This is a genomic window from Serratia sp. 1D1416, assembly GCF_003641105.1.
Classification (GTDB): domain Bacteria; phylum Pseudomonadota; class Gammaproteobacteria; order Enterobacterales; family Enterobacteriaceae; genus Serratia; species Serratia ficaria.
Genome location: NZ_CP032738.1, coordinates 1,188,884 through 1,213,753, shown reverse-complemented (window position 1 = coordinate 1,213,753; position 24,870 = coordinate 1,188,884). Strand labels below are relative to the sequence as shown.

Here is a 24,870-nt window from a genome sequence, read left to right as displayed (position 1 = left end):
GAAAATGAACAAAGACCACGTAAAGCTGGCCATCGCGCCGATCGGCTGGACCAATGACGACATGCCCGATCTGGGCAAGGAAAACACCTTCCAGCAGTGCGTCAGCGAAATGGCGCTGGCCGGGTTCACCGGCAGCGAAGTGGGCAGCAAGTACCCGCGCGATCCGGCGGTGCTGAAGCCGATGCTGGATATCCGCGGCATCCAGATCTGCAACGCCTGGTTCAGTACCTTCTTCGCCGACGGCCTGAAGGAAAAAACCATCGATGAATTTATCAACCACATGAACTTCCTGCATGCGATGGGCGCCCGGGTGATCGGTTGCTCCGAGCAGAGCCAGAGCATTCAGGGCACCGCCAAGGGGGTGTTCGAAGAGAAGCCGCATTTCAGCGATGAAGAGTGGCAGCGGGTGGCCGACGGTTACAACGCGCTGGCGAAGATCGCCGCCGCCAAGGGGATGCAGGTCTGTCTGCACCACCATATGGGCACCGGCATCCAGACCACGGAAGAGATCGACCGTTACATGAGCATGGTCAACGACGACGTCTACCTGCTGTTCGATACCGGCCACGCCTACTACTCGGAAGGCAGCCAGCAGGCGATGATGGCGATCCTCGAAAAGTATCTGCCGCGCATCAACCACGTTCACCTGAAAGACGTGCGCGATGAGGTGGTGGCGGAAGTGAAGGCCAACAAGCTGAGCTTCCTCGACGGCGTGAAGAAGGGCACTTTCACCGTGCCGGGTGACGGGGTGATCGACTTCCGGCCGGTGTTCCGGCTGCTGGACGAGCGCGGCTACCAGGGATGGATGGTGGTGGAGGCCGAGCAGGATCCGGCGCTGGCCAACCCGTTCGAATACGCGGTCAAGGCGCGCCGCTACATTCGGGAAACCGCCGGGATTTAACCGGCGGGCGCGGCAAAGGGGCGATGACGCCCCTAATGAGATGGTCACCCCCACCCTGTGAGCGGTACGCTGGCAGGGTGTTTTTCTTTTCGAAGGGGATCATCATGCAAAACATCACACTTATCGGTATCGACCTCGGCAAGCATACCTTCCATGTCCACGCTCAGGATAAAAACGGCCACGCTCTGCTGCGCAAGAAGTTTTCCCGTACCCAGCTCACCGCTTTTCTTTCCACCTGCAGCACAGCCACCGTCGTCATGGAGTCCTGCGCCGGCGCTCACTTTATGGCGCGCCATATCACTCAGCTCGGCCATCAGGTTAAACTCATCTCGCCCCAGTTTGTCCGGCCATTCGTCAAGAGCAACAAGAACGACTTCATCGACGCTGAAGCCATCTGCGAAGCAGCTTCACGCCCCTCTATGCGCTTCGTGACGCCGAGAACCGAAGACCAACAGGCGATGGCGGCGCTGCATCGCGTCCGGGATTCTCTTGTCAGAGAACGGGTCAAAACCACCAATCAGATGCACGCCTTTCTGCTTGAGTTTGGCATCAGCATGCCGCGAGGAACGGCCGTTATCCGACGCCTGGCTGCGGTACTTGAAGAGCATTCACTCCCGCCTTATTTAACCCGGCTGCTTATGCGCCTCCAGCAACATTACACCTATCTCAGCGAGCAGGTTGAGGGACTCGAACAAGAGTTAAAAACGCATATGGCGGATGACGAGGCTACGCAGCGTCTGCTGACCATCCCCGGTGTCGGCATGATAACCGCCAGCCTGCTGGCCACAAAGCTGGGCGACGGGAAAAACTATGTCGGCAGCCGGGACTTTGCGGCATCGACGGGATTGGTCCCGCGGCAATACAGCACCGGCGGGAAAAATACGCTGATGGGCATCAGCAAGCGGGGAGATAAAAATCTGCGCCGCCTGCTGGTTCAATGTGCGCGGGCCTTTATGCAGCGACTTGAACATCACCCGGGGCGTCTGGCTGAATGGGTGAAGGTCCAGTTGACACGGCATCACTCGAATGTGGTGGCCTGTGGACTGGCGAACAAGCTGGCACGGATAGCCTGGGCGGTGACGGCGCATCGCACCGTATTTAGCCAATAAAAAGCGCCGACAGTTAGCCGCTGTCAGCGCTTTGGATAACCCAGTTACGACCTGGTTTTGCGACGACTGATGATGATGACATGAACGGCACAGCGACCTGCTGATGAACCTGACATAAAAAATGGCTCTTTGAAGCCGGGACCCTTTTCAGGTTCAGCAGGTGTGGACTTCATCGTGGCGCGGGTAACGCAGTGTTACCCATCAGACGCCGTATAGATTTACGCAAGCCCATCATAAATCAAAATCGGTGTTGCAAAAACGGGGGTGACCATAGATTTTTATGGCGTCGGCTCAGGCCAGACTGCGCCAGGTCACCACCTGGCTGCCCGGCCATGGGGTGGCGGCATACACGCCGCGGGCGATCGCCCGCGCCAGGGTATCCGCCGCCAGAGCGCCAATCTGCAGCACCGCCAGTTCGCGGCTGCCCTGCACCTCGCGTTGGCCGGTCGACAGGGCGAACACCACGTCGCCGTCGAACGGGCTGTGCAGCGGGCGAATGGCGCGCGCCATGCCGTCCTGCGCCATGATGGCCACCCGTTTCAGCTCTACCCGCGTCAGCGCCAGATCGGTGGCGATGCAGGCCAGGGTGGTATTCTTCCGGCCGCCTTCCGGCTCCTTCACCATCCAGTCTTCGCCCTGCGCCTGCAGCTGCGCCAGCGCCGCGGCGCCGCCATTGCCGAACTCGCCGTTGATTTCATAAGGGGTGGCCCAAAAAGCCCGGGTGCCGGGCGCGACCACCGAACCCAGGCTGTTGACCGCCACCAGCGCGCCGACGGCGGCGCCGTTGGCGGCGATCGCCGAGGCGGATCCGAGACCGCCCTTCAGCTTGCCCATGCCGGTCATGGCGCCGTAACCGGCGCCCACGGTGCCCAGCGGGAAATCCAGGCTCGCCTTGCCGGCCGCCTCGATGCCTAACTGGCGGTAGGGGGAGCGAGCTGCCAGTCTTTATCTCCGGCATTGCTTAAGTCGTACAGGCAGGCGGTGGGCACGATCGGCGAAACCGGCACCCCGGGCGCCGGGCGCAGGGCGTAACCCTTGCCCTGTTGCCCCAGCCAGGCCGCCACGCCGTCCGCCGCCGCCAGGCCGTAAACCGAGCCGCCGCTCAGCACCAGCGCATCGAGGGTCTGCACCAGGTTGTCTTCCCCCAGCGCGTCGGTTTCGCGGGTGGCCGGGCCGCCGCCGCGCACGTCCACGGCGGCGATCGCCGGCCGATCCGGCAGGATCACCGTGGCGCCGGTGCGCACCTTGCTGTCCTGCGCTACCCCGACCTTCAGGCCGGGGACGTCGGTAATCAGGTTGCGGGCGCCGGTCCGCAGGGTGGCTGAAGTTGGCATAGCGGTCCCCAATAATGTGGTGGGAGAAAGGACGCCGACGGCGCCGGTGAGGCACGCCAGCGCCTGCAGAAAGGTGCGGCGGCTAAGGGCGAGGGGCCGGCTCAGCGGCCCCGTCTTACCTGCGGCGTTATGCATCGCCGTTTGCCTGCGCGGAACGAAAGCGCGCCATGTGGTAGGCGTCGACCAGCACTCCGTCGCGCATGGCGTAGCGGCGGCTGGTGCCTTCTATCTCGAAGCCGAACTTGCGGTACAGCGCGATGGCCGCCTGATTGTCGGTAAATACCGTCAGCTCGATGCGCTCGATGGCCGCCCAGCTGTCGCAGATGTCGATCATCGCCTGCATCAGGCTGCTGCCGATCCCTTGGCCCTGATAACGGGAATCGACGCCGAGGCCGAAGGTGGCCACGTGGCGGCGGCGCACGCGCTGGTTCAGTTCTACGGTCAACTGCCCGGCGACCTGCCCATCGAGGCAGGCCACCAGGTTGTGCATGCCGGGCTTGAGATCGGCAATGCGCTGCTGCCACAGTTCTTTTGACGGCAGCGGGAGCTGTAGGGTGTCACGGTAGACCTGCGGCTGAGAGTAGAGCTGTTGCAAAGCCTGCGCATCGGTTGTTTCCACGTGACGAACCACTATTTCGCTCATGTCGCTGCTCCTGTCGCTTACCGGTTGAATAACCTCTGAATTTATCCGTTTATCGTATCGAGTCAACATTATTCCCGGTTGGTCAAAAAAACGCTTTACAGGTGCGAATGATAATGATTATTATTGCGATGCGTTCCGGGGAGGGCATCAGCCTTTGATGCTCTCGCTGCGAAGGCACGACATTGCTCACATTGCTTCCAGTGTTTACTTAGCCAGCTCGGGTGCTGGCTTTTTTTTTGCCCGTTTTCCGCCGCCGCCCGCTCAACAAACCCGCTGTCGATCGCTTTCCCACTCTATCTAATTTTTTGAACAGAGGGATGAGTTTTTTACGCTTTCTTATTCTGCCGCCAGGACTAGACTGTAGAAAACATTGAGGAGAGTTGAATATGATTTACGTACGCAAAGCAGAAGACCGCGGTCATGCCAATCATGGTTGGCTGGACAGCTGGCACACCTTCTCATTCGCCAACTACTATGATCCTGACTTTATGGGGTTCTCGGCGCTGCGGGTGATCAACGAAGACGTGATCGACGCGGGGCAGGGCTTCGGCACGCATCCGCATAAAGACATGGAGATCCTGACCTATGTGCTGAGCGGCACGGTGGAGCACCAGGACAGCATGGGCAACAAGGAGCAGATCCACGCCGGTGAGTTCCAGATCATGAGCGCCGGTACCGGGGTGCGTCACTCCGAGTACAACGGCAACGGCGATCGTCCGCTGCACCTGTACCAGATTTGGATCATCCCGGATCAGGTCGGGCTGGAGCCGCGCTACGAGCAGCGCATGTTCGACGCGCCGCAGGGCCGCCAGCTGGTGCTGTCGCCGGATGCGCGCGACGGCTCGCTGAAGGTGTTCCAGGACATGACGCTGTCGCGCTGGGCGTTGAACCAGGGCGAGCAGGCGGAATGCCCGATCGCTGCCGGCCGCCGGGTGTGGATCCAGGTGGTGCGCGGCAAGGTGACGGTGAACGGCCAGCCGGCCGGCACCAGCGACGCCTTCGCGGTGTGGGATGAAGCGGCGTTGTCGATCCGGGCCGACGAAGAGAGCGAAATCCTGCTGTTCGATCTGCCGCCGGTATAATTAAGCGGTAAATATCAAGGGCTCACGGCGTGAGCCCTTGTTGCTTTTCGTCGCCGGATAACCAGCAATATCAGCCCGCCGTTTTTTTTGCTAAAATGACCGCCCATTCACGGTTAGCCAGTTCATTGATAATGAAGAAAAAACGGCCGGTACTCCAGGATGTTGCAGACCAGGTAGGCGTTACCAAGATGACGGTGAGCCGTTATTTGCGTAATCCCGACCAGGTTTCTGTCGCCTTGCAGCAAAAAATCGCCGTCGCGCTGGATGAGCTGGGTTATATCCCCAACCGTGCGCCGGACATTCTTTCCAACGCCACCAGCCGGGCGATCGGCGTGCTGTTGCCGTCGCTGACCAACCAGGTGTTCGCCGAGGTGCTGCGCGGCATCGAAAGCGTGACCGACGCGCACAACTACCAGACCATGCTGGCGCACTACGGCTATTTGCCGGAGCGTGAAGAAGAACGCCTGACCTCGCTGCTGTCCTACAATATCGACGGCCTGATCCTGTCGGAGCGCCACCACACGCCGCGCACCCTGAAGATGATTGAGGTGGCGGGCATTCCCGTGGTGGAGCTGATGGACTGCGTCTCGCCGTGCATCGATCTGGCGGTGGGGTTCAACAACTTCGAGGCGGCGCGGCAGATGACGCAACAGATCATCGCCCACGGCCATCGTCACCTGGTGTACTTCGGCGCCCGTCAGGATGAACGTACCATTATCAAACAGCAGGGTTACGAACAGGCGATGCGCGAGTCCGGCCTGGAGCCGTACAGCATCATGACCGCGCGCTCTTCCTCCTATTCCGCCGGCGGCGAACTGCTGCGCCAGGCGCAGCGCGACTACCCGCAGATCGACAGCATCTTCTGCACCAACGATGACCTGGCGATCGGCGCGGCCTTCGAGTGCCAGCGCCAGGGGCTGTCTATTCCTCATGAGATGGCGATCGCCGGTTTCCACGGCCACGATATCGGCCAGGTGATGGTGCCGAAGCTGGCCAGCGTGCTGACGCCGCGTGAGCGCATGGGGCAAATCGGCGCCGAACGCCTGCTGGCCCGGCTGCGCGGCGAAACCGTCTGCCCGCGCATGGTGGACGTCGGCTTCACCGTGATCCCCGGCGGCAGCATCTGATCGGTTTCAACGGTTTGTTTTAGAACTATTTATTCCAGACTCGCGCCGTCCGGCGCGCCGCCTTTCCCCCCTGTACGCCACGCTTCCGTTACCTGCATAAGTTTGATCTCTATCCCAGAACGGGAATTTTAGCCCTTGACCCGGTTCCGCTGTTCGTTCTGTTACCGGTATCATGATACCGGTAACAACGAGCATGCGGTTATCTTGCAGCAAGATGAGACCTCTGACTCAACAACACCTACAGCTCGCCTTATCACACCGGGAAAGAGCCTAAAAATACAACAACCGCACGCTTTACGGCCTATTGTAAAGTGAGACTGCGATAAAAAGGTTGGAGAAAAATTATGCCATTAGTGATTGTTGCAGGCGGCGTAGCGCTGCTGCTGCTGTTGATGATCCGCTTTAAGCTGAACGGCTTTATCTCTCTGGTGCTGGTCGCGCTGGCGGTCGGCATCGCGCAGGGTATGCCGGTCGATAAAGTGATCGGCTCCATCAAGGCCGGGGTTGGCGGCACGCTGGGCAGCCTGGCGCTGATCATGGGCTTCGGCGCCATGCTCGGCAAGCTGCTGGCGGACTGCGGCGGCGCTCAGCGCATCGCCACCACGCTGATCGACAAGTTCGGTCAAAAATACATTCAATGGGCGGTGGTGCTGACCGGCTTTACCGTCGGTTTCGCCCTGTTCTATGAGGTCGGGTTCGTGCTGCTGCTGCCGCTGGTATTCAGCATTGCGGCTTCTGCGCGGGTACCGCTGCTGTACGTCGGCGTGCCGATGGCGGCCGCGCTGTCGGTCACCCACGGTTTCCTGCCGCCGCACCCTGGCCCAACGGCGATCGCCACCATCTTCCATGCCGACATGGGGAAAACCCTGCTGTACGGCACGCTGTTGGCTATCCCCACGGTGATCCTGGCCGGCCCGGTCTATGCCCGCTTCCTGAAAGGCATCGACAAGCCGGTGCCGGAAGGCCTGTATAACCCAAAAATCTTCACCGAAGCGGAAATGCCCAGCTTCGGCATCAGCGTCGCCACCTCTCTGGTGCCGGTGATCCTGATGGCGCTGCGCGCGGTAGCCGAAATGGTGCTGCCAAAGGGCCATAGCCTGCTGCGCTTCGCCGAATTCTTCGGCGATCCGGTGATGGCGACGCTGATTGCGGTGCTGATCGCTATCTTCACCTTCGGCCTGAACCGCGGGCGCAGCATGGATGAAGTGATGGGCACCATCACCGACTCGATTAAAATCATCGCCATGATGCTGTTGATCATCGGCGGCGGCGGCGCGTTCAAACAGGTGCTGGTCGACAGCGGCGTAGAGCAATACATCGCCGGCCTGATGGCGGGCAGCAACGTTTCGCCGATCCTGATGGCCTGGTCGATCGCCGCCGCGCTGCGTCTGGCGCTGGGTTCCGCCACCGTGGCGGCGATCACCGCCGGCGGCATCGTGGCGCCTCTGATCGCCACCACCGGCGTCAGCCCTGAGCTGATGGTGATTGCGGTCGGTTCCGGCAGCGTGATTTTCTCTCACGTCAACGATCCGGGCTTCTGGCTGTTCAAGGAGTATTTCAACCTGAGCATCATGGAGACCATCAAATCCTGGTCGGTGCTGGAAACCATCATCTCGGTGTGCGGCCTGGTGGGCTGCCTGCTGTTGGCGACGGTCGTATAATCGCTAGCCCGTCCGGCGCCGCGTCTGGCGCCGGACCCCGTTACGGCATTTATTGAGCATTTTCATCAGTTGGGGCGCATTTGATGACGTCGGCAGCCTGACCCGCCGCCAGGACGCGCATTAGACTCCATAAGGGCATGACATTATGAGTAATCCGCAGAATCACGTATTTATCTTGATGGGGGTTTCAGGCAGCGGCAAATCCGCCGTGGCCAGCGCCGTCGCCCATGACGTCAATGCCGCCATGCTGGACGGCGACTACCTGCACCCGCGGGCCAACATCAACAAAATGGCCGCCGGGCACGCGCTGGACGACAACGACCGCGCGCCCTGGCTGGCGGCGTTGAACGACGCCATCTTCGCCATGCAGCGTACCAACGGGGTTTCGCTGCTGGTGTGTTCGGCGCTGAAAAAGAGCTACCGCGACCGCCTGCGCGAGGGCAACAGCAACCTGCATTTCATCTACCTGAAAGGGGATAAGGCGGTGATTGAAGAGCGTCTGAAGCAGCGCAAGGGCCATTTCTTCAAGCCGCAGATGCTGGTTTCCCAGTTCGCCACCCTGGAAGAGCCGGGTTCGCAGGAACCGGACGTGCAGGCGATCGACATCAACCAGCCGCTGGACGGCGTGGTTGCCGACACCGTCGCCTATATTCAGCGCGTTGCGGCCCGTTAATCGCGGGCCATCTGCCGGCGCCGCTCTGGCGCCTACAGCTTCATGTAAGCCCGCACGCCGTCCAGGAACATCTGGGTCGACAGCATCACCAGAATCAACCCCATCAACCTTTCCAGCGCGCTGACGCCCTTGCTGCCCAGCAGGCGCAGGAACAGATTCGACATCAGCAGGATAGCCGCGGAAATTCCCCAGGCGATCAACAGCGCCACCACCAGATGAGACAGCTGGTTCGGGTACTGGTGCGACAGCAGCATCAGCGCCGCCAGAATCGACGGGCCGGCCACCAGCGGGATCGCCAAGGGCACCAGAAACGGCTCTTCGCCGGCGGACAGCCCGGAGCTGTTGCCTTCCTGAGAGGGGAAAATCATCTTGATGGCGATCAGGAACAGGATGATGCCGCCGGAGATGGAGACGGTCTCGGTGCGCAGGTTGAGGAACGCCAGGATCTTCTCGCCGGCAAACAGGAAAATCAGCATCAGCAGCAGGGCGATCACCAGCTCGCGGATCAGCACCACCCGCCGGCGGCGCGGCTCCAGGTGCTTGAGCACCGACATGAATATCGGCAGGTTGCCCAGCGGATCCATAATTAAAAACAGCAGTACCGTGGCTGAAATCATCTCTGTCATGGTGACCTCGGGATTTAAAATACACGTCGGCCGTTCAGGCCGCGTCCTTGCCTATACCCTATGGATTTCAAATTGCAGCTAGGCGCCCAGCGATCGCATCCCCAGGAGCTTACTCAAGTAAGTGACTGGGGTAAGATCGTGCAGGTAACAACGCTGCAGTTTGAAAGACGACGGGTATATAAGAAGGATTGCTGAGAAATGCCCAGCCATCGAATAAATTCACTTTGCGCCCGCGCCGACATTTTGTAAGGTGAAGAGATATTGCACACCATTTTCATCATCTAATAGCCATCCCCAAGGCAGGACACAGTCATTATGAAAAACGTTGGTTTCATCGGTTGGCGCGGAATGGTCGGCTCGGTCCTCATGCAACGCATGACGGAAGAGCGCGATTTTGACGCCATTCGCCCGGTCTTTTTCTCCACCTCGCAGCACGGCGCCGCAGCGCCGGCCTTCGGCGGCCAGCCGCAGGGCACCCTGCAGGATGCCTATGACGTCGACGCGCTGAGCGCGCTCGACATCATTATTACCTGCCAGGGCGGAGATTATACCAACGAAATTTACCCCAAGCTGCGTGAAAGCGGCTGGCAGGGGTACTGGATTGACGCGGCGTCTTCGCTGCGCATGCAGAATGACGCGATCATCATCCTGGATCCGGTCAACCATGCGGTGATTCAGCAGGGGCTGGATAACGGCATCAAGACCTTCGTCGGCGGCAACTGCACCGTCAGCCTGATGCTGATGTCGCTCGGCGGCCTGTTCGCCAACGATTTGGTTGAGTGGGCGTCGGTCGCCACCTATCAGGCGGCCTCCGGCGGCGGCGCGCGCCACATGCGCGAACTGCTGACCCAAATGGGCATGCTGCACGCCGACGTGGCGAAAGAGCTGCAGGACCCGGCCTCGGCCATTTTGGACATCGAGCGCAAGGTGACCGCGGCCACCCGCAGCGGCAAGCTGCCGACCGACAACTTCGGCGTGCCGCTGGCCGGCAGCCTGATCCCCTGGATCGACAAGGCGCTCGATAACGGCCAGAGCCGCGAAGAGTGGAAGGGCCAGGCGGAAACCAACAAGATCCTGAATACGTCCAGCGTGATCCCTGTCGACGGCCTGTGCGTGCGCGTCGGCGCGCTGCGCTGCCACAGCCAGGCCTTTACGCTGAAGCTGAAAAAAGACGTTTCGCTGCCGGAAATCGAACAAATGCTGGCGACGCACAACGACTGGGTGCGGGTGATCCCGAACGACCGCGAGCTGACGATGCGCGAACTGACACCGGCGGCGGTAACCGGCACGCTGAATACGCCGGTCGGCCGTTTGCGCAAGCTGAATATGGGGCCGGAATATCTGTCGGCGTTCACCGTGGGCGACCAGCTGTTGTGGGGCGCGGCCGAGCCGCTGCGCCGCATGCTGCGTATCCTGCTGTAGAATATTTACTTACAGCGCAAGAGGCGTCGCTAAAGCGAAAAAATCCTTAAGGCTCGCATGGTTGCGGGCTTTTTTGTTTTTATCAGGTTGCAAGAAGCATCACTAAAGCGCACAGCTACGTTGTACCCAATATCGTACTTTTGAGGTTTGCCCAGACTGCGGGGAGCGCAAAGGGGCACTGTATATTTCCAACGCGACTTTGCAGTGTCGGCAGTGCGCCGGTTTTCATTACGCCTGTCAGAGTCAGTAGCAAAATGAAAAAGCCGAACCAACAATTATAGAGAGGTAGGCGTGTCAGCATTGGCGCACCTATCAGGACGAACCTGGTGAAGCATGGTGAACGGAACCCGTAGAGTAGTACCTCTACCAGATATAACGAGCGTAGCCCAATACCACAAAATCATAATTTTTATGTGGATAAACAGCGCTTATGTTTTATGCTGGTGATTCATTTCGCGTTTAGATTAAGGATAATCAGCATGAAAAACGCTATCAGTACTCCACACAACTACCTCTTTTACGTCAATTACCCGACCCCGGAATCTAAAGCGTTACAGGGGCGTCTCGCTACCAGACTATAACGGCCAGAATACCTGCGCTTTTTGCCCTGTGATGACGTGAAGGTAACGACCAGTTGCTACACCTACGGCAGCCCGGCTTACCCGATTAAAGAGCCCATCAGGATGAAGGAGCCCAAAGACTGTCCGAGATAGCCTGTCCCCGGTTGTTGTTTCCCTATGAATGAACTCCACATCTACAAGGAAAGTGAGATGAAACATGCATTGTTAAGCCCGCTGCTGGCGGGATTGCTGCTGTTAACCGGCTGCTCACAGCCCGTCGCTCAGGCCGGAGGCGGTGGTGGCACCATTAAAGCCATCAACCATACCAAATGGGCGATTAACCACTTCAGCGTAAACGGGCAGTCGGGCATCGACATTATTGGCCCGTTCCAGGGCGGCGGCGGTGGCTGCTGCTACAGCGTGCCCGCCCGGTGGACGCCGGGTATGGCGGTGCGCATCGATTGGGAAACTGGGGAGGGAGGCTCTAAAGGCTTTCCGGGATTTGCTGATTACAAAAAATATAAAGCCTGGGAAAAAAAAATGAAGGCTCAAAATCGCCAGCACAGCAAAACCGTGTTGGTGCCTGACTATAACGGCCAGGATGTCTGCGGCATCACGGTGCACTTTTTGCCCTGTGATGACGTGAAGGTCACGACCAGTTGCTGGTCACCGAGAAATGCCAACTACCCGATAAAAGAGCCCATCAGGATGAAGGAGCCCAAAGTATGTCCGAAATAAAGGAAACCGACTTAGCCTGGGTACCGCCACCGTTCCCGGCACAGGGACGCCTGCCTGCGCAGGCGCTGCAGGTGGGGCAGAGCCTCCATCAGCAGGACAGCACCGAGCGGCTCTACCATCAGGAGCTGTGCCTGGCCGCCGGACGACGCGTGGCGCCGCCGTGTTGTAAAACGCTGCATATCAGTCTGTTTTTCGACGGCACCGGCAATAACCTGAATAATGATTTGCTTCTGTCAAACCCAAAACACCCGACCAATATTGCCCGTCTGTTTCGCGCCACTATCGGGACCGGTACGGCGGGTGGGGTACCGACCAACGATCAGAGCGCGCTGTTAGATGCTGCTGAAGAGGGGGAGGGGAAATATTTTAAGTTCTATATGCCTGGAGTGGGCACCCCGTTCCCGGAAGTGAACGACCCGGACTATTCCACTATGGGTTTGGTGGGTGCCACTAAAGGTGAGGAGCGGATAAACTGGGCGCTGCTGCGCATTATTGATGTACTGAAGTTTAGCTCCACGGAAAAGTGGCTGACTACTGCGGAGAGCCGCCGGTCTATCAACAACATGGGCACCAGCTGGAACCGGCTGTGGTTTGGTGGCAGCCACAACCGTTATGAAGAGTTCAGCCGGTTACTGAATGATTTAGCCCCGCAGTTGAAGCCATTGATTACCCAGCCGGAGCCGGGTAAACCCAAGCTGTTGAGCATCAAACTGTACGTCTATGGCTTTTCCCGTGGTGCGGCGGCGGCGCGCGCCTTTGTGCGCTGGTTGAGTGAACTGCTGCCGCCACCTGCGGCGGAAGGAGAAAATCCCCCGCAGTGCCTGCAAGTTGGTGATATGCAGCTGCCCATCAGCGTGGAGTTTCTCGGGCTGCTGGATACCGTGGCCTCGGTCGGAGTGGCGCACGTGGTGCCGATTGCCGAAGGGCATATGGGCTGGGCAGACGATTCGATGGAGCTGCCGAGCGATGAAACCTATGGTGGGCTGATAAAAAAATGCGTGCATCTGGTCTCGGGTCATGAACAGCGTCTCTGTTTCCCGCTGGACTCGGTGCGCCGGGGTAACGGTAAGTACCCGCCTTATGCTACCGAGGTGGTGTATCCGGGGATGCATTCGGATATCGGCGGTGGCTATCCGCCGGGGGATCAGGGAAAGGCGAACGGTGAGGATGACGCTTTATTATTATCACAGATATCTCTGAACGATATGTATGCTGCGGCTTTTAGTGCTGGAGCACCATTAAAAGTACCGCAGGACGTATTACCAGAATCATCTACAGATAATTGGCGAATAATGCCTATTGATCTGATCTCTCAATTTTTGGTTTCCGATGTACTTGTTCATCGCTTCAACGCCTGGCGCGAACTTACCCTGAATCTGACCACGCCAGAAAAAATCTCTTCTGAAGAGGCAGCCAAATACGAGCCACCGCGCGCCAGCATCAGCCTGGAAAGCCTCGTCGATAACCAGATTGCCTGGATCACCGCCTGGCGCATTGATCGCTATGCCAAAGGGACGCTAGTGGAACAGCGGTTCTACAAAGCTGCCTCGGATAAGGAGGCACAGCCTGCTGTGCGCAAGGAGGCAGAAAAGGCACGAAATAAAAAACAGCAAGATGTCATTGATTTCCGTAATGAGCAGAAAGCAACACAGCCTGCCGACCAGATGGACGATCTGGTGCTCTATCCGGGCGTCAAGGATTTTGACCCGAAGATGGATAAGCCCCAGCTGTTTGAAGCGGCGAAGGAGTTTGGCAAGGACTACCATGACGGCTACCGCATTCCGGATAATCTGGCGCAGGTGGTACTGGATACGGTGCTGCAACCGATGATTTTCGTGCTCAATACCGACGATGAACCGCAGGAATACCGGCGAATAAAGGCTGACGGAGATGCCCGCGTGCCTACCCTGTTCCCCGCCGCCGGCGAGGGCAGCAATGCGCAGCAGCCCGCAGGGCTGGTCAGGGCGCTGTTTGACGACCAGGTACACGACTCGCGCGCCTGGTTTATGCACGCCGCGCTGGGTACGCGCGAGATGTGGGCCGGCTACTTCCGTTACCGCATGATTTACTTCAGCGAAAAATGCAATAAGTCACTCTCGCCGCTGGTTATCGCCGGGAATATGGTAGGGTTCGCGACCCTTGCCACGGGGGTCGTGCTGAGCTTCAAACAAAAGAGCCTGACCGGCAAGCTGGCAGGGCTGGCCGCCACCGGTGCGGTGCGTTCGTTGCAGGTTGAGGTCGTGGACAAACTCACCGGGTTGCCGCTGCCGGAATTGCCGGGGGGTGAACAGCTCAGGGCCTTTACCACCGAACCGGGCGTGGTGGTTGCTCAGCAGAAGGCCGAGCTGGCGCAGCAGCAGCTGGCACGGGTGCAAGCCGCGATCTCAGTCAGTTGGCTTGAGCGAGTGCAATCGGCAACTTTCAGTGAGAACGTTCAGGGATAAAAATAGACCGCCAATTAAATCCGGTGATGTGACGACCGCATGTCACCGGATTGCGCTAGCCCTTAAAACGAAAGTTTCTTGGTCTATGAGGGGGATATATTCTTGCGTGCTTGATGGTGAACCACCAGCAAAGGCCGCAAGAGCTCATTGAGTTATCACACCGGCTATCAAATCACGGTGAGCAGGGGAGTAACTCCGGGCGTTAGTTGGAAAAGGGTATGCTCTGTTTTTACCTGTACCCTAAGTGGTACCCAATTTGTATGGATGAGTGTTTAGGCCTTGCTGTGTAAGGGATTTAAGCATAGATCAGTATTCTGCTGTGAGAACAACCGCCGTTTTATTGTGCCATATTCTGGAGCCTGCTTATTTCTTGCGACAGTGATTTCTGCCTTGGTGGCATAGACATTCACTATTTTTGCACTCTGCTGTAATCTAAATTTACTTGGGCTGGCCTCTTTCAGCCCCCTAAAGCCCTATTTTTCACCTTTTTGTCGCTCATGCCGCGCTATGGACAAAGTGGCTGAAAGCAGGGCTTCGCCTACCGGTAACCCGCATTTTTCCCCGTCGGCGACAGCGCAAAGACGCCGTCAGGCTGGCAGTTTTCTTAATGAAGAATTTTCCTTGGCAATGCTGCGCTGCTTTTAACGGACATTGGCTATGCTTAAAGCACTGGCGGATAAATTTTCACCAGCGCTGATAGCCCCTTAAAAATAAGCATAAAGAGCGAAATTCAGGTCGGGAAGTCAAAGATTGGTCAATAACCGACCGCAATCACGCTTTAGATACCGAATGAATTGCATGATAACCAAAACGGCCATGGATCAATCAACCGGCCGATTCTTATAGATCATGCTGTTAATCTAAGGAAGAAGACTATGCCTGTACTTCCCGATCGTGACGTGATTGATCAGCTTATCTCCGGCCATTACGCCGACCCCTTCGCTCTGCTTGGCATGCATGCGGCCGATAACGGCCTGCAGGTGCGCGCGCTGCTGCCGGACGCCACCGAGGTGTGGCTGGTGGATCAACAGACCGGCCGCCGGCTGGTGCAGCTACGCTGCGATGACCCGCGCGGCTTCTTCAGCGCCGCGGTGCCGCGCCGCAAAACGCCTTTCCGCTATCAGCTGCAGGTCAGCTGGCGCGATCACCAACAGATCGTCGAAGATCCCTACCGTTTTGGCCCCTTATTGCAGGATATCGACAGCTGGCTGCTGGCGGAGGGCACCCATTTGCGCCCCTATGAGCGGCTGGGCGCCCATCTGGCGACGCTGGACGGCGTCGACGGCGTCAGCTTTGCGGTCTGGGCGCCCAACGCCCAACGCGTTTCGGTGGTGGGGGAGTTCAATTTCTGGGACGGCCGCCGCCATCCGATGCGCCGCCGCCGTGAAAACGGCATCTGGGAGCTGTTCTTGCCCGGCGTGCAGGCCGGCCAGCTGTACAAGTATGAAATCATCGACTGCTACGGCAACACCCAGCTGAAGGCCGACCCTTACGCTTTCGAGGCGCAGATGCGCCCGGATACCGCCTCGTTGGTGGCGCCGTTGCCGGAGGTGGTCGAACAGACGCCGGAACGTCGGCGCGCCAATGATTTCGATCGGCCGATTTCCATCTACGAGGTGCATCTCGGCTCGTGGCGGCGCCATACCGACGATCACTTCTGGCTCAGCTACGGCGAGCTGGCGGCGCAGCTGATCGCCTACGTCAAGGACATGGGCTTCACCCATATCGAGCTGCTGCCGATCAACGAACACCCGTTCGACGGCAGCTGGGGCTACCAGCCGCTGGGGCTGTATGCGCCGACCCGGCGCTTCGGCACCCCGGCCGACTTCAAAGCCTTCGTGGCGGCGGCGCACCAGGCCGGCATCAACGTGATCCTCGACTGGGTGCCGGGGCATTTTCCCAGCGACGCCTATGGGCTGGCGAACTTCGACGGCACCGCGCTGTACGAGTACGCCGATCCGCGCGAGGGTTTCCACCAGGACTGGAACACGCTGATCTACAACTATGGCCGCCATGAGGTGCGCAACTACCTGGCGGGCAATGCGCTGTATTGGCTGGAGCGCTTTGGCATCGATGCGCTGCGGGTCGATGCGGTGGCCTCGATGATCTACCGCGACTACAGCCGCGCCGACGGCGAATGGGTGCCGAACTACTACGGCGGCAACGAGAATCTGGAGGCCATCTCCTTCCTGCGCTACACCAATCAGACCCTCGGCAAAGAGCGGCCCGGCGCGGTGACGCTGGCGGAGGAATCCACCGATTATCCCGGCGTGACGCTGCCGCCGGACGCCAACGGACTGGGTTTCCACTACAAATGGAACCTGGGCTGGATGCACGACACCCTCAACTACATGAAATGCGATCCGGTGCACCGCAAATATCACCATAACCAGATGACCTTCGGCATGCTGTACGCCTACACCGAGAACTTTGTGCTGCCGATCTCGCACGATGAAGTGGTGCACGGCAAGAAGTCGATTCTCGATCGCATGCCCGGCGACGCCTGGCAAAAGTTCGCCAACCTGCGCGCCTACTACGGCTTTATGTGGGCGCACCCCGGCAAGAAGCTGCTGTTTATGGGCTGCGAGTTCGCCCAGGGGCGCGAGTGGAATTTCGATACCAGCCTCGACTGGCACCTGCTGGAAGGGCTGGACAACTGGCATAACGGCGTGCAAAGGCTGGTGCGCGATCTGAACCGCTGCTATCAGCAGCAGGCGCCGCTGTATGAGCGGGATTACCGCCCCGACGGCTTCGAGTGGCTGGTGGTCGACGATCACGACAATTCGGTGTTCGCCTTCGCCCGCTACGACTCGCAGGGCAATGAGCTGATCGCCGTCAGCAACTTTACGCCGGTGCCGCGTCATCACTATCGCATCGGCATCTCCCGTTCCGGCGGCTATCGGGAGATCCTCAACACCGATTCGCATCACTATCACGGCAGCAACGCCGGCAATCAGGGGAGGGTCGAGTCCGAGCAGGTCGGCAGCCACGGCCGCGAATACTCCATCAGCGTGACGGTGCCGCCGCTGGCGACCATCTACCTGCTGCGGGAGGCGCAATGACGGAGCTGAAGCCCGGCCTCGCCGCGCCGCTGGGGGCGCATTACGACGGCAACGGCGTCAACTTTAGCCTGTATTCCGCCTGCGCGGAGCGGGTGGAGCTGTGCCTGTTCGACGGCCAACGGCGCGAAGTGCGGCTGCCGCTGCCGGCGCGCAGCGGCGACGTTTGGCACGGCTACCTGCCGGGAGGCAAACCGGGCCAGCGCTACGGTTATCGGGTTCATGGCCCGTTTGATCCGGCGCGGGGCCTGCGCTGCAACCCCGAAAAACTGCTGCTGGATCCCGCCGCGCGCGCGGTCGAAGGGCCGGTGGCGGACCATCCGCAGCTGCACGGCGGTTACGACCGGCCGGACGCGCACGACAGCGCGGAGCTGATGCCGAAGTGCGTGGTGGTCGACGAGCGCTATGACTGGCAGGACGATCGCCCGCCCGCGACCCCCTGGGGGCAAACGGTGATCTACGAGGCGCACGTGCGCGGCCTGACGCTGCTGCATCCGGACATCCCGCCGGCGCTGCGCGGCAGCTTCGCCGCCCTCGGCCATCCGGTGATGATCGCCTATTTCAAACGCCTCGGCATCACCGCGCTGGAGCTGTTGCCGGTGCAGCAGCACACCTCTGAACCGCGCCTGCAGCGGCTCGGGCTGATCAACTACTGGGGCTATAACGTGCTGGCGCCCTATGCGCCGGATAACCGCTACGCCAGCCTGCGCACCGGGAGCACGCCGCTGGGTGAGTTTCGCGACGCGGTCAAGGCGCTGCATAAGGCCGGCATCGAGGTGATCCTCGACGTGGTGTTCAACCACAGCGCCGAGCTGGATCTCGATGGGCCGACGCTGTCGCTGCGCGGCATCGACAACCCGGGCTATTACTGGCTGACGCCCGACGGGGACTACGTCAACGATACCGGCTGCGGCAATACGCTGCGGCTGGATAGCCCGCAGGGCGTTGCCTGGGTGATGGACTGCCTGCGCTTCTGGGTAAAAGAGTGCCACGTCGACGGCTTCCGCTTCGATTTGGGCAGCGTGCTCGGCCGCACGCCGGCGTTCGATCGCGAGGCGCCGCTGTTCCAGGCGATGCTGGCGGACGACCTGCTGTCGCGCTGCAAGCTGATCGCCGAGCCCTGGGACATCGGCCCCGGCGGCTATCAGGTGGGGGCGTTTCCCGGCCGCTTCGCCGAATGGAACGACCGTTATCGGGACGATATGCGCGGCTTCTGGCTGCAGGGGGAAGTCTCGCTCGGCCAGTTCGCCCGGCGTTTCGCCGCCTCCAGCGACCTGTTCAACCAACGCGGGCGGGCGCCTTACGCCGCCATCAACATGCTGACCGCGCACGACGGCTTCACCCTGCAGGACCTGGTCAGTTTCAATCAAAAACACAACCAGCCGAACGGCGAAGGCAACCGCGACGGCAGCGAACGCAATTTCAGCAACAACCACGGCGTTGAAGGCCCGACGGCCGACGACGCCATCGTGCAACGCCGCAGGGCCAGCCAGCGGGCGCTGCTCGCCACGCTGTTACTGTCCCAGGGAACGCCGATGCTGCTGGCCGGCGACGAACATGGACATAGCCAGCAGGGGAACAACAATGCCTATTGTCAGGACAACGCCACCACCTGGCTCGACTGGGCCACGGCGGACGACTCCCTTACCGCTTACGCCGCCGCGCTGATTCGCCTGCGCCGGCAGATCCCCGCGCTGCGGCAGGACCGCTGGTGGCAGGACGGCGACGGCAGCGTGCGGTGGCTGAATGCGCAGGGGCAGCCGCCCGATGCGCAGCAGTGGGAGCAGGGCGATCTGCAGCTGCAGATCCTTCTTTCGCAACGCTGGCTGCTGGTGATTAACGCCACGCCGCAGGCGGCGGAGATGAGGTTGCCCGACGGCGACTGGCAGGTTGTCGCCCCCTTTATTCAGGAAGACTCGCGGGCGGTTTTACCCGCCTGGCACCAGGCCGCGCACTCGCTTTGCGTGCTGGTACGGAAATAATAAAAGGAGTCAGCTATGGTTAGGTTTGAAAATAACGACCCCCTGATGTTGGCGCGCCAACTGCCGATCAAGTCCGTTGCCCTGATCCTGGCCGGCGGCCGCGGTTCGCGCCTGAAAGATTTAACCTCAACCCGCGCCAAGCCTGCCGTACACTTTGGCGGCAAGTTCCGCATCATCGATTTCGCCCTGTCCAACTGCCTGAACTCGGGTATCCGCCGCATCGGCGTGATCACGCAATACCAGTCGCACACCCTGGTGCAGCACATCCAACGCGGCTGGTCGTTCCTCAACGAAGAAATGAATGAGTTCGTCGACCTGCTGCCGGCCCAGCAGCGCCTCAGCACCGAGCATTGGTACAAGGGCACGGCGGATGCGGTGTACCAGAACCTGGACATCATCCGCCGCTACGAGGCCGAGTACGTGGTGATCCTGGCGGGCGACCACATCTACAAGATGGATTACTCGCGCATGCTGATCGACCACGTCGAAAAGGGCGCGCAGTGCACCGTCGCCTGCCTGCCGGTGCCGCGCAACGAGGCCAGCGAATTCGGCGTGATGAACGTGGACGAAAACGACCTGATCCTCGAGTTCCTGGAAAAGCCCGCCAATCCGCCGGCGATGCCGGGCAACCCGGACATGTCGCTGGCCAGCATGGGCATCTACATTTTCAACGCCGATTACCTGTTCAGGCTGTTGGAAGAGGATATGTCGACCCCCGGCTCCACCCACGACTTCGGCAAGGATCTGCTGCCGAAAATCACCGCCCAGAAGGCGGCGTGGGCGCACCCGTTCACCCTGTCCTGCGTCACGTCCAACCCCGACCTGCCGCCGTACTGGCGCGACGTGGGCACGCTGGAAGCCTATTGGCGCGCCAACCTCGATCTGGCCTCGGTGACGCCGGAGCTGGACATGTATGACCGCGCCTGGCCGATCCGCACCCATATGGAGCCGCTGCCGCCGGCCAAGTTCGTGCAGGACCGTTCCGGCAGCCACGGCATGACCATGAACTCGCTGGTGTCCGGCGGCTGCATCGTCTCCGGTTCGGTGGTGGTGCATTCGGTGCTGTTCCCGCGGGTGCGGGTGAACTCGTTCTGCACCATCGACTCTACCGTATTGCTGCCGGACGTGAACGTCGGCCGCTCTTGCCGCCTGCGGCGCTGCATCATCGACCGCGCCTGCCATATCCCCGAGGGCATGGTGATCGGTGAAAACGCCGACGAAGACAGCAAGCGTTTTTATCGTTCGGAAGGCGGCATTGTGCTGGTGACGCGCGAAATGTTGTCAAAGTTGTGAGTTAACCTGGGCGGCAGAACGATAACCTGCCGCCGGATGAACGTTTCGCTGGCTTGCGCAACGCGGGATTAACACGGCGGCAAGCCTGCCTTATTTCTTATCCAGAGGCCTTTGGCCGACTTTCAGGAGTGATAATGCAGGTTTTACACGTATGTTCTGAAATGTTCCCCCTGCTGAAAACGGGTGGGCTCGCAGACGTGGTGGGTGCCTTGCCGGCGGCGCAAATTGCCGAAGGCGCCGACGTTCGGGTGTTATTGCCCGCTTTTCCTGACGTACGCAACGGCATACCCGACACCGTGCCGGTGGCGGAAATCGATTCGTTCGCCGGCCGGGTCGGCCTGCGCTACGGCAGCTATCACGGCGTGGGGGTGTATCTGATCGACGCCCCCTGGCTGTATGACCGGCCGGGCAGCCCGTACCACGATCAATCGATGTACGCCTACGCCGACAACCACCGCCGCTTTGCGCTGCTGGGCTGGATGGCCTGCGAGCTGGCCAAGGGGCTGGATCGTTACTGGCGGCCGCAGGTGGTGCACGCCCACGACTGGCACGCCGGGCTGGCCTGCGCCTACCTGGCGGCCAACGGCCACCCGGCGCGTTCGGTGTTCACCGTGCACAACCTGGCCTATCAGGGGCTGTTCTCGGCCCATCACGTCGCCGAGCTGTGGCTGCCGCCGTCGTTCTACAACCTCTACGGGCTGGAGTTTTACGGCCAGATGTCGTTCCTCAAGGCGGGGCTGTTCTATGCCGATCACGTCACCGCCGTCAGCCCGACCTATGCCCGCGAGATCACCCGGCCGGAGTTCGGTTACGGCATGGAGGGGCTGTTGCAGGAACGCCAGCGCCAGGGGCGGCTGAGCGGCATTCTCAACGGCGTGGACGACAAGATTTGGGACCCGGCCCAGGATCCGCGGCTGACCGCGCGCTACGACGCCGACGATTTGAAAAACAAGGTGAAAAACAAGCTGCACCTGCAGAAAGCGATGGGGCTGAAGGTGGACGAATCGCTGCCGGTGTTTGCGGTAGTGAGCCGCCTGACCAGCCAAAAAGGATTGGATCTGGTGCTGGAGGCGCTGCCGGCGCTGCTGGAGCAGGGCGGCCAACTGGCGTTGCTGGGGGCCGGCGACGCGGTGCTGCAGCAGGCGTTTCTGGCCGCCGCCGCCGACTATCCGGAGCAGGTCGGGGTGCAGATCGGTTACCACGAAGCGTTCTCGCACCGCATCATCGGCGGCGCCGACGTGATCCTGGTGCCGAGCCGCTTTGAGCCCTGCGGCCTGACCCAGCTCTACGGTTTGAAATACGGCACGCTGCCGCTGGTGCGGCGCACCGGCGGGCTGGCGGATACGGTGGTGGACTGCGCGCTGGAGAACCTGGCCGACGGCACCGCCAGCGGATTTGTGTTTGACGATTGTGACGCCACCGCCCTGGGTAACGCTATCCGGCGCGCGATGGTGCTGTGGAGCAGGCCTAAACACTGGCGTCACGTCCAGCGCCACGCCATGGGCGTGGACTTTGGCTGGCAGATAGCGGCAAAGGCTTATCTGTCACTTTATTCCCGTCATATTTGACGCTGCCTCGGTGTTGGCTGCACTCACTTACCCGAATCACTTACTGAAGTAAGTTCATCGGGATAAGTTCCCTTGCCGCCTTGATGCAGCGCCAATTATTTTGGGTATATCAACGCTTGTTGTAACCACGCACTTGGGATCGAAAAGCTATGACTTCACCGATTAGTTACACCTCACCCACGGTCAGTGTTGAAGCGCTGAAACACTCCATCGCCTACAAGCTGATGTTCATCGTCGGCAAGGACCCGGCCATCGCCAATCAGCATGACTGGCTGAACGCCGTGCTGTTCGCGGTGCGCGACCGCATGGTGGAGCGCTGGCTGCGTTCCAACCGCGCCCAGCTGTCACAGGATGTGCGGCAGGTGTATTACCTGTCGATGGAATTTCTGATTGGCCGCACCCTGTCGAACGCGCTGTTGTCGATGGGCATTTATCAGGATATCGACGACGCGCTGAACGAGATGGGGCTGAGCCTGGCCGAGCTGCTGGAAGAGGAGAACGATCCCGGCCTCGGCAACGGCGGCCTGGGCCGATTGGCCGCCTGCTTCCTCGATTCGCTGGCCACGCTGGCGCTGCCGGGGCGCGGTTATGGCATTCGCTACGAATACGGCATGTTCAAGCAGAACATCGTCAACGGCCAGCAGATGGAATCGCCGGATTATTGGCTGGAGTACGGCAACCCCTGGGAGTTTCCGCGCCATAACACCCGCTACAAGGTGCGCTTCGGCGGCCGGGTGCAGCTGGAGGGCGCCAAGGCGCGCTGGCTGGAAACCGAGGAGGTGGTGGCCATCGCTTACGATCAGGTGATCCCCGGCTTCGACACCGACGCGACCAATACCCTGCGGCTGTGGAGCGCGCAGGCCAGTAACGAAATCAACCTGGGCAAATTCAATCAGGGCGACTACTTTGCGGCGGTTGAGGATAAAAACCACTCGGAAAACGTATCGCGCGTGCTGTACCCGGACGACTCGACCTATTCCGGGCGCGAGCTGCGGCTGCGGCAGGAGTATTTCCTGGTGTCGGCCACGGTGCAGGATATCCTCAACCGCCACTGGACGATGCACAAGACCTTCGACAACCTGGCGGACAAGATCGCCATTCACCTCAATGACACGCACCCGGTGCTGTCGATTCCGGAGCTGATGCACCGGCTGATCGACGAACACAAGTTCAGCTGGCTCGACGCCTGGGCGGTGGTGGAGCAGGTGTTCTCTTACACCAACCACACGCTGATGAGCGAGGCGCTGGAGACCTGGCCGCTGGACATGATCGGCCGCATTTTGCCGCGTCACCTGCAGCTGATTTTCGAGATCAACGACCACTTCCTCAAGCAGGTGCAGGAGGTGGCGCCGGGCGACAACGATCTGCTGGCGCGGGTGTCGATCATCGACGAAACCAACGGCCGGCGGGTGCGCATGGCGTGGCTGGCGGTAGTGGCCAGCCACAAGGTCAACGGTGTGTCCGCCCTGCATTCCGAGCTGATGGTGCAGTCGCTGTTCGCCGACTTCGCCCGGCTGTTCCCCAATCGTTTCTGCAATAAAACCAACGGCGTAACGCCGCGCCGCTGGCTGGGGCTGGCCAACCGGCCGCTGGCGGCGGTGCTGGACGACAGCATCGGCCAGACCTGGCGCACCGATCTCAGCCAGCTGAGCGAAATCAAGGCCAACGTCGACTACCCGAGCTTCCTGCAGGCGGTGCAGGCCGCCAAGCGGCAGAACAAGGAGCGGCTGGCGGCCTATATCGCCAAGACGCTCAACGTGGTGGTCAATCCGGACGCGCTGTTCGACGTGCAGATCAAGCGCATCCACGAGTACAAGCGACAGCTGCTCAACGTGCTGCACGTGATCACGCTGTACAACCGCCTGCTGCAGGAGCCGGAAATCGAACGGGTGCCGCGGGTGGTGATCTTCGCCGGCAAGGCGGCCTCGGCATACTACGCCGCCAAGCAGATCATTCGGTTGATCAACGACGTGGCCAAGGTGATCAATAACGATCCGCGGGTGCATACCCAGCTGAAGGTGGTGTTTATTCCCAACTACGGCGTCAGCCTGGCGCAGATCATCATTCCGGCGGCGGATCTCTCCGAACAGATCTCGCTGGCGGGCACCGAGGCTTCCGGCACCAGCAATATGAAGTTCGCCCTGAACGGCGCGCTGACCATCGGCACGCTGGACGGCGCCAACGTCGAGATGCTGGAACACGTGGGGGAGGAGAACATCTTTATCTTCGGCAACACCGCCGAACAGGTGGAGGCGCTGCGCCGCAACGGTTACAACCCGCATCTTTACTATGAGCAGGATCCGGAGCTGCATCAGGCGCTGACCCAAATCGCCACCGGGGCGTTCAGCCCGGAAGAACCGAAGCGCTACAGCAACCTGTTCGACTCGCTGGTGAACCTGGGCGATCACTACCAGCTGCTGGCGGACTACCGCAGCTATGTGGACACGCAGGACAAGGTGGATGAGGTGTACCGCAATCAGGATGACTGGACGCGGCGGGCGGTGCTGAACATCGCCAACATGGGCTACTTCTCTTCCGACCGCACCATTCAGGAATACGCGGACGAAATCTGGCACATCAAGCCGATCAAGCTGTAATAAAAAAGGCCGCGCAAGCGGTAATGCTTGTCAGTTAGCGTTTTCTGCAGG

The 24,870-nt window shown here is 60.3% G+C and carries 16 protein-coding genes and 1 pseudogene; 14 read left to right on the top strand and 3 right to left on the bottom strand.

Annotated elements, in window-relative coordinates; translation table 11 throughout:
• Positions 1-4 precede the first annotated feature (4 nt).
• Entirely contained in the window at positions 5-901 is an 897-nt protein-coding gene (iolE, locus tag D7I37_RS05865; protein ID WP_061799519.1) for a myo-inosose-2 dehydratase, read from the top strand.
• A gap of 104 nt (positions 902-1,005) precedes the next feature.
• Positions 1,006-2,010, top strand: a complete 1,005-nt coding sequence (locus D7I37_RS05860) for an IS110 family transposase (RefSeq protein WP_061800785.1) — start codon at positions 1,006-1,008, stop codon at positions 2,008-2,010.
• Positions 2,011-2,301: 291 nt separating this feature from the next.
• Here the strand turns inward: D7I37_RS05860 and D7I37_RS27670 are convergent.
• Together D7I37_RS27670 and D7I37_RS05850 are read right to left on the bottom strand one after the other, a co-directional pair.
• Positions 2,302-3,479 (bottom strand): annotated as a pseudogene (locus D7I37_RS27670) (P1 family peptidase).
• Positions 3,472-3,987 (bottom strand): GNAT family N-acetyltransferase, encoded by a 516-nt coding sequence (locus D7I37_RS05850; protein ID WP_129543442.1) that lies wholly within the window; start codon positions 3,985-3,987, stop codon positions 3,472-3,474. Before D7I37_RS05850 ends, D7I37_RS27670 begins: the two are co-directional and overlap by 8 nt.
• Before the next feature lie 386 nt (positions 3,988-4,373).
• On the opposite strand from D7I37_RS05850, the gene D7I37_RS05845 reads away from it, so the two are divergent.
• The 4 genes from D7I37_RS05845 to gntK all read left to right on the top strand — a co-directional run bounded on the left by D7I37_RS05845 (position 4,374) and on the right by gntK (position 8,530).
• Positions 4,374-5,069, top strand: a complete 696-nt coding sequence (locus D7I37_RS05845; protein ID WP_129543441.1) for a pirin family protein — start codon at positions 4,374-4,376, stop codon at positions 5,067-5,069.
• A gap of 131 nt (positions 5,070-5,200) precedes the next feature.
• Positions 5,201-6,196 carry a gluconate operon transcriptional repressor GntR gene (gntR, locus tag D7I37_RS05840; protein WP_061800604.1) on the top strand — a complete coding sequence of 332 codons (996 nt, stop codon included), beginning with the start codon at positions 5,201-5,203 and terminating at the stop codon, positions 6,194-6,196.
• 344 nt (positions 6,197-6,540) lie between these two features.
• Positions 6,541-7,857 (top strand): gluconate transporter, encoded by a 1,317-nt coding sequence (gene gntT / locus D7I37_RS05835; RefSeq protein WP_095099710.1) that lies wholly within the window; start codon positions 6,541-6,543, stop codon positions 7,855-7,857.
• A gap of 145 nt (positions 7,858-8,002) precedes the next feature.
• Entirely contained in the window at positions 8,003-8,530 is a 528-nt protein-coding gene (gntK, locus tag D7I37_RS05830) for a gluconokinase (RefSeq protein ID WP_061800609.1), read from the top strand.
• A gap of 32 nt (positions 8,531-8,562) precedes the next feature.
• On the opposite strand, the gene D7I37_RS05825 is transcribed toward gntK, so the two are convergent.
• Positions 8,563-9,156 (bottom strand): YhgN family NAAT transporter, encoded by a 594-nt coding sequence (locus tag D7I37_RS05825; protein WP_061800612.1) that lies wholly within the window; start codon positions 9,154-9,156, stop codon positions 8,563-8,565.
• Positions 9,157-9,471: 315 nt separating this feature from the next.
• Here D7I37_RS05825 and asd point away from each other — a divergent pair, with 315 nt between their 5' ends.
• The 8 genes from asd (at position 9,472) to glgP (ending at position 24,819) form a co-directional block, all read left to right on the top strand.
• Complete coding sequence (gene asd, locus D7I37_RS05820) at positions 9,472-10,578, top strand: aspartate-semialdehyde dehydrogenase (RefSeq protein WP_061800614.1); 1,107 nt, start codon at positions 9,472-9,474, stop codon at positions 10,576-10,578.
• 770 nt (positions 10,579-11,348) lie between these two features.
• Positions 11,349-11,876 (top strand): T6SS immunity phospholipase A1-binding lipoprotein Tli1-KP, encoded by a 528-nt coding sequence (gene tli1 / locus D7I37_RS05815; protein ID WP_129543440.1) that lies wholly within the window; start codon positions 11,349-11,351, stop codon positions 11,874-11,876.
• Positions 11,864-14,320, top strand: a complete 2,457-nt coding sequence (locus D7I37_RS05810; RefSeq protein ID WP_129543439.1) for a DUF2235 domain-containing protein — start codon at positions 11,864-11,866, stop codon at positions 14,318-14,320. The genes tli1 and D7I37_RS05810 overlap by 13 nt, the downstream gene beginning before the upstream one ends.
• A gap of 875 nt (positions 14,321-15,195) precedes the next feature.
• Positions 15,196-17,382 carry a 1,4-alpha-glucan branching enzyme gene (gene glgB / locus D7I37_RS05805; protein WP_129543438.1) on the top strand — a complete coding sequence of 729 codons (2,187 nt, stop codon included), beginning with the start codon at positions 15,196-15,198 and terminating at the stop codon, positions 17,380-17,382.
• Positions 17,379-19,361, top strand: coding sequence for a glycogen debranching protein GlgX (gene glgX / locus D7I37_RS05800; RefSeq protein ID WP_095099701.1), 1,983 nt, complete (start codon positions 17,379-17,381; stop codon positions 19,359-19,361). The genes glgB and glgX overlap by 4 nt, the downstream gene beginning before the upstream one ends.
• Before the next feature lie 15 nt (positions 19,362-19,376).
• Positions 19,377-20,654 (top strand): glucose-1-phosphate adenylyltransferase, encoded by a 1,278-nt coding sequence (gene glgC / locus D7I37_RS05795; protein WP_061800620.1) that lies wholly within the window; start codon positions 19,377-19,379, stop codon positions 20,652-20,654.
• 134 nt (positions 20,655-20,788) lie between these two features.
• Positions 20,789-22,222: a glycogen synthase GlgA gene (glgA, locus tag D7I37_RS05790; protein ID WP_061800622.1), complete on the top strand. Its 1,434-nt coding sequence runs from the start codon at positions 20,789-20,791 to the stop codon at positions 22,220-22,222.
• A gap of 149 nt (positions 22,223-22,371) precedes the next feature.
• Complete coding sequence (glgP, locus tag D7I37_RS05785; protein WP_095099699.1) at positions 22,372-24,819, top strand: glycogen phosphorylase; 2,448 nt, start codon at positions 22,372-22,374, stop codon at positions 24,817-24,819.
• Positions 24,820-24,870: the final 51 nt, after the last annotated feature.

Bases quoted from the DNA above. Each gene is read 5' to 3' on its own strand.
- iolE (WP_061799519.1), top strand. From the start codon at position 5: ATGAACAAAGACCACGTAAAGCTGGCCATCGCGCCGATCGGCTGGACC.
- glgP (WP_095099699.1), top strand. From the start codon at position 22,372: ATGACTTCACCGATTAGTTACACCTCACCCACGGTCAGTGTTGAAGCG.
- glgA (WP_061800622.1), top strand. From the start codon at position 20,789: ATGCAGGTTTTACACGTATGTTCTGAAATGTTCCCCCTGCTGAAAACG.
- D7I37_RS05860 (WP_061800785.1), top strand. From the start codon at position 1,006: ATGCAAAACATCACACTTATCGGTATCGACCTCGGCAAGCATACCTTC.
- tli1 (WP_129543440.1), top strand. From the start codon at position 11,349: ATGAAACATGCATTGTTAAGCCCGCTGCTGGCGGGATTGCTGCTGTTA.
- D7I37_RS05825 (WP_061800612.1), bottom strand. From the start codon at position 9,156: ATGACAGAGATGATTTCAGCCACGGTACTGCTGTTTTTAATTATGGAT.
- D7I37_RS05845 (WP_129543441.1), top strand. From the start codon at position 4,374: ATGATTTACGTACGCAAAGCAGAAGACCGCGGTCATGCCAATCATGGT.
- asd (WP_061800614.1), top strand. From the start codon at position 9,472: ATGAAAAACGTTGGTTTCATCGGTTGGCGCGGAATGGTCGGCTCGGTC.
- D7I37_RS05810 (WP_129543439.1), top strand. From the start codon at position 11,864: ATGTCCGAAATAAAGGAAACCGACTTAGCCTGGGTACCGCCACCGTTC.
- gntT (WP_095099710.1), top strand. From the start codon at position 6,541: ATGCCATTAGTGATTGTTGCAGGCGGCGTAGCGCTGCTGCTGCTGTTG.
- glgX (WP_095099701.1), top strand. From the start codon at position 17,379: ATGACGGAGCTGAAGCCCGGCCTCGCCGCGCCGCTGGGGGCGCATTAC.
- gntR (WP_061800604.1), top strand. From the start codon at position 5,201: ATGAAGAAAAAACGGCCGGTACTCCAGGATGTTGCAGACCAGGTAGGC.
- glgB (WP_129543438.1), top strand. From the start codon at position 15,196: ATGCCTGTACTTCCCGATCGTGACGTGATTGATCAGCTTATCTCCGGC.
- gntK (WP_061800609.1), top strand. From the start codon at position 8,003: ATGAGTAATCCGCAGAATCACGTATTTATCTTGATGGGGGTTTCAGGC.
- glgC (WP_061800620.1), top strand. From the start codon at position 19,377: ATGGTTAGGTTTGAAAATAACGACCCCCTGATGTTGGCGCGCCAACTG.
- D7I37_RS05850 (WP_129543442.1), bottom strand. From the start codon at position 3,987: ATGAGCGAAATAGTGGTTCGTCACGTGGAAACAACCGATGCGCAGGCT.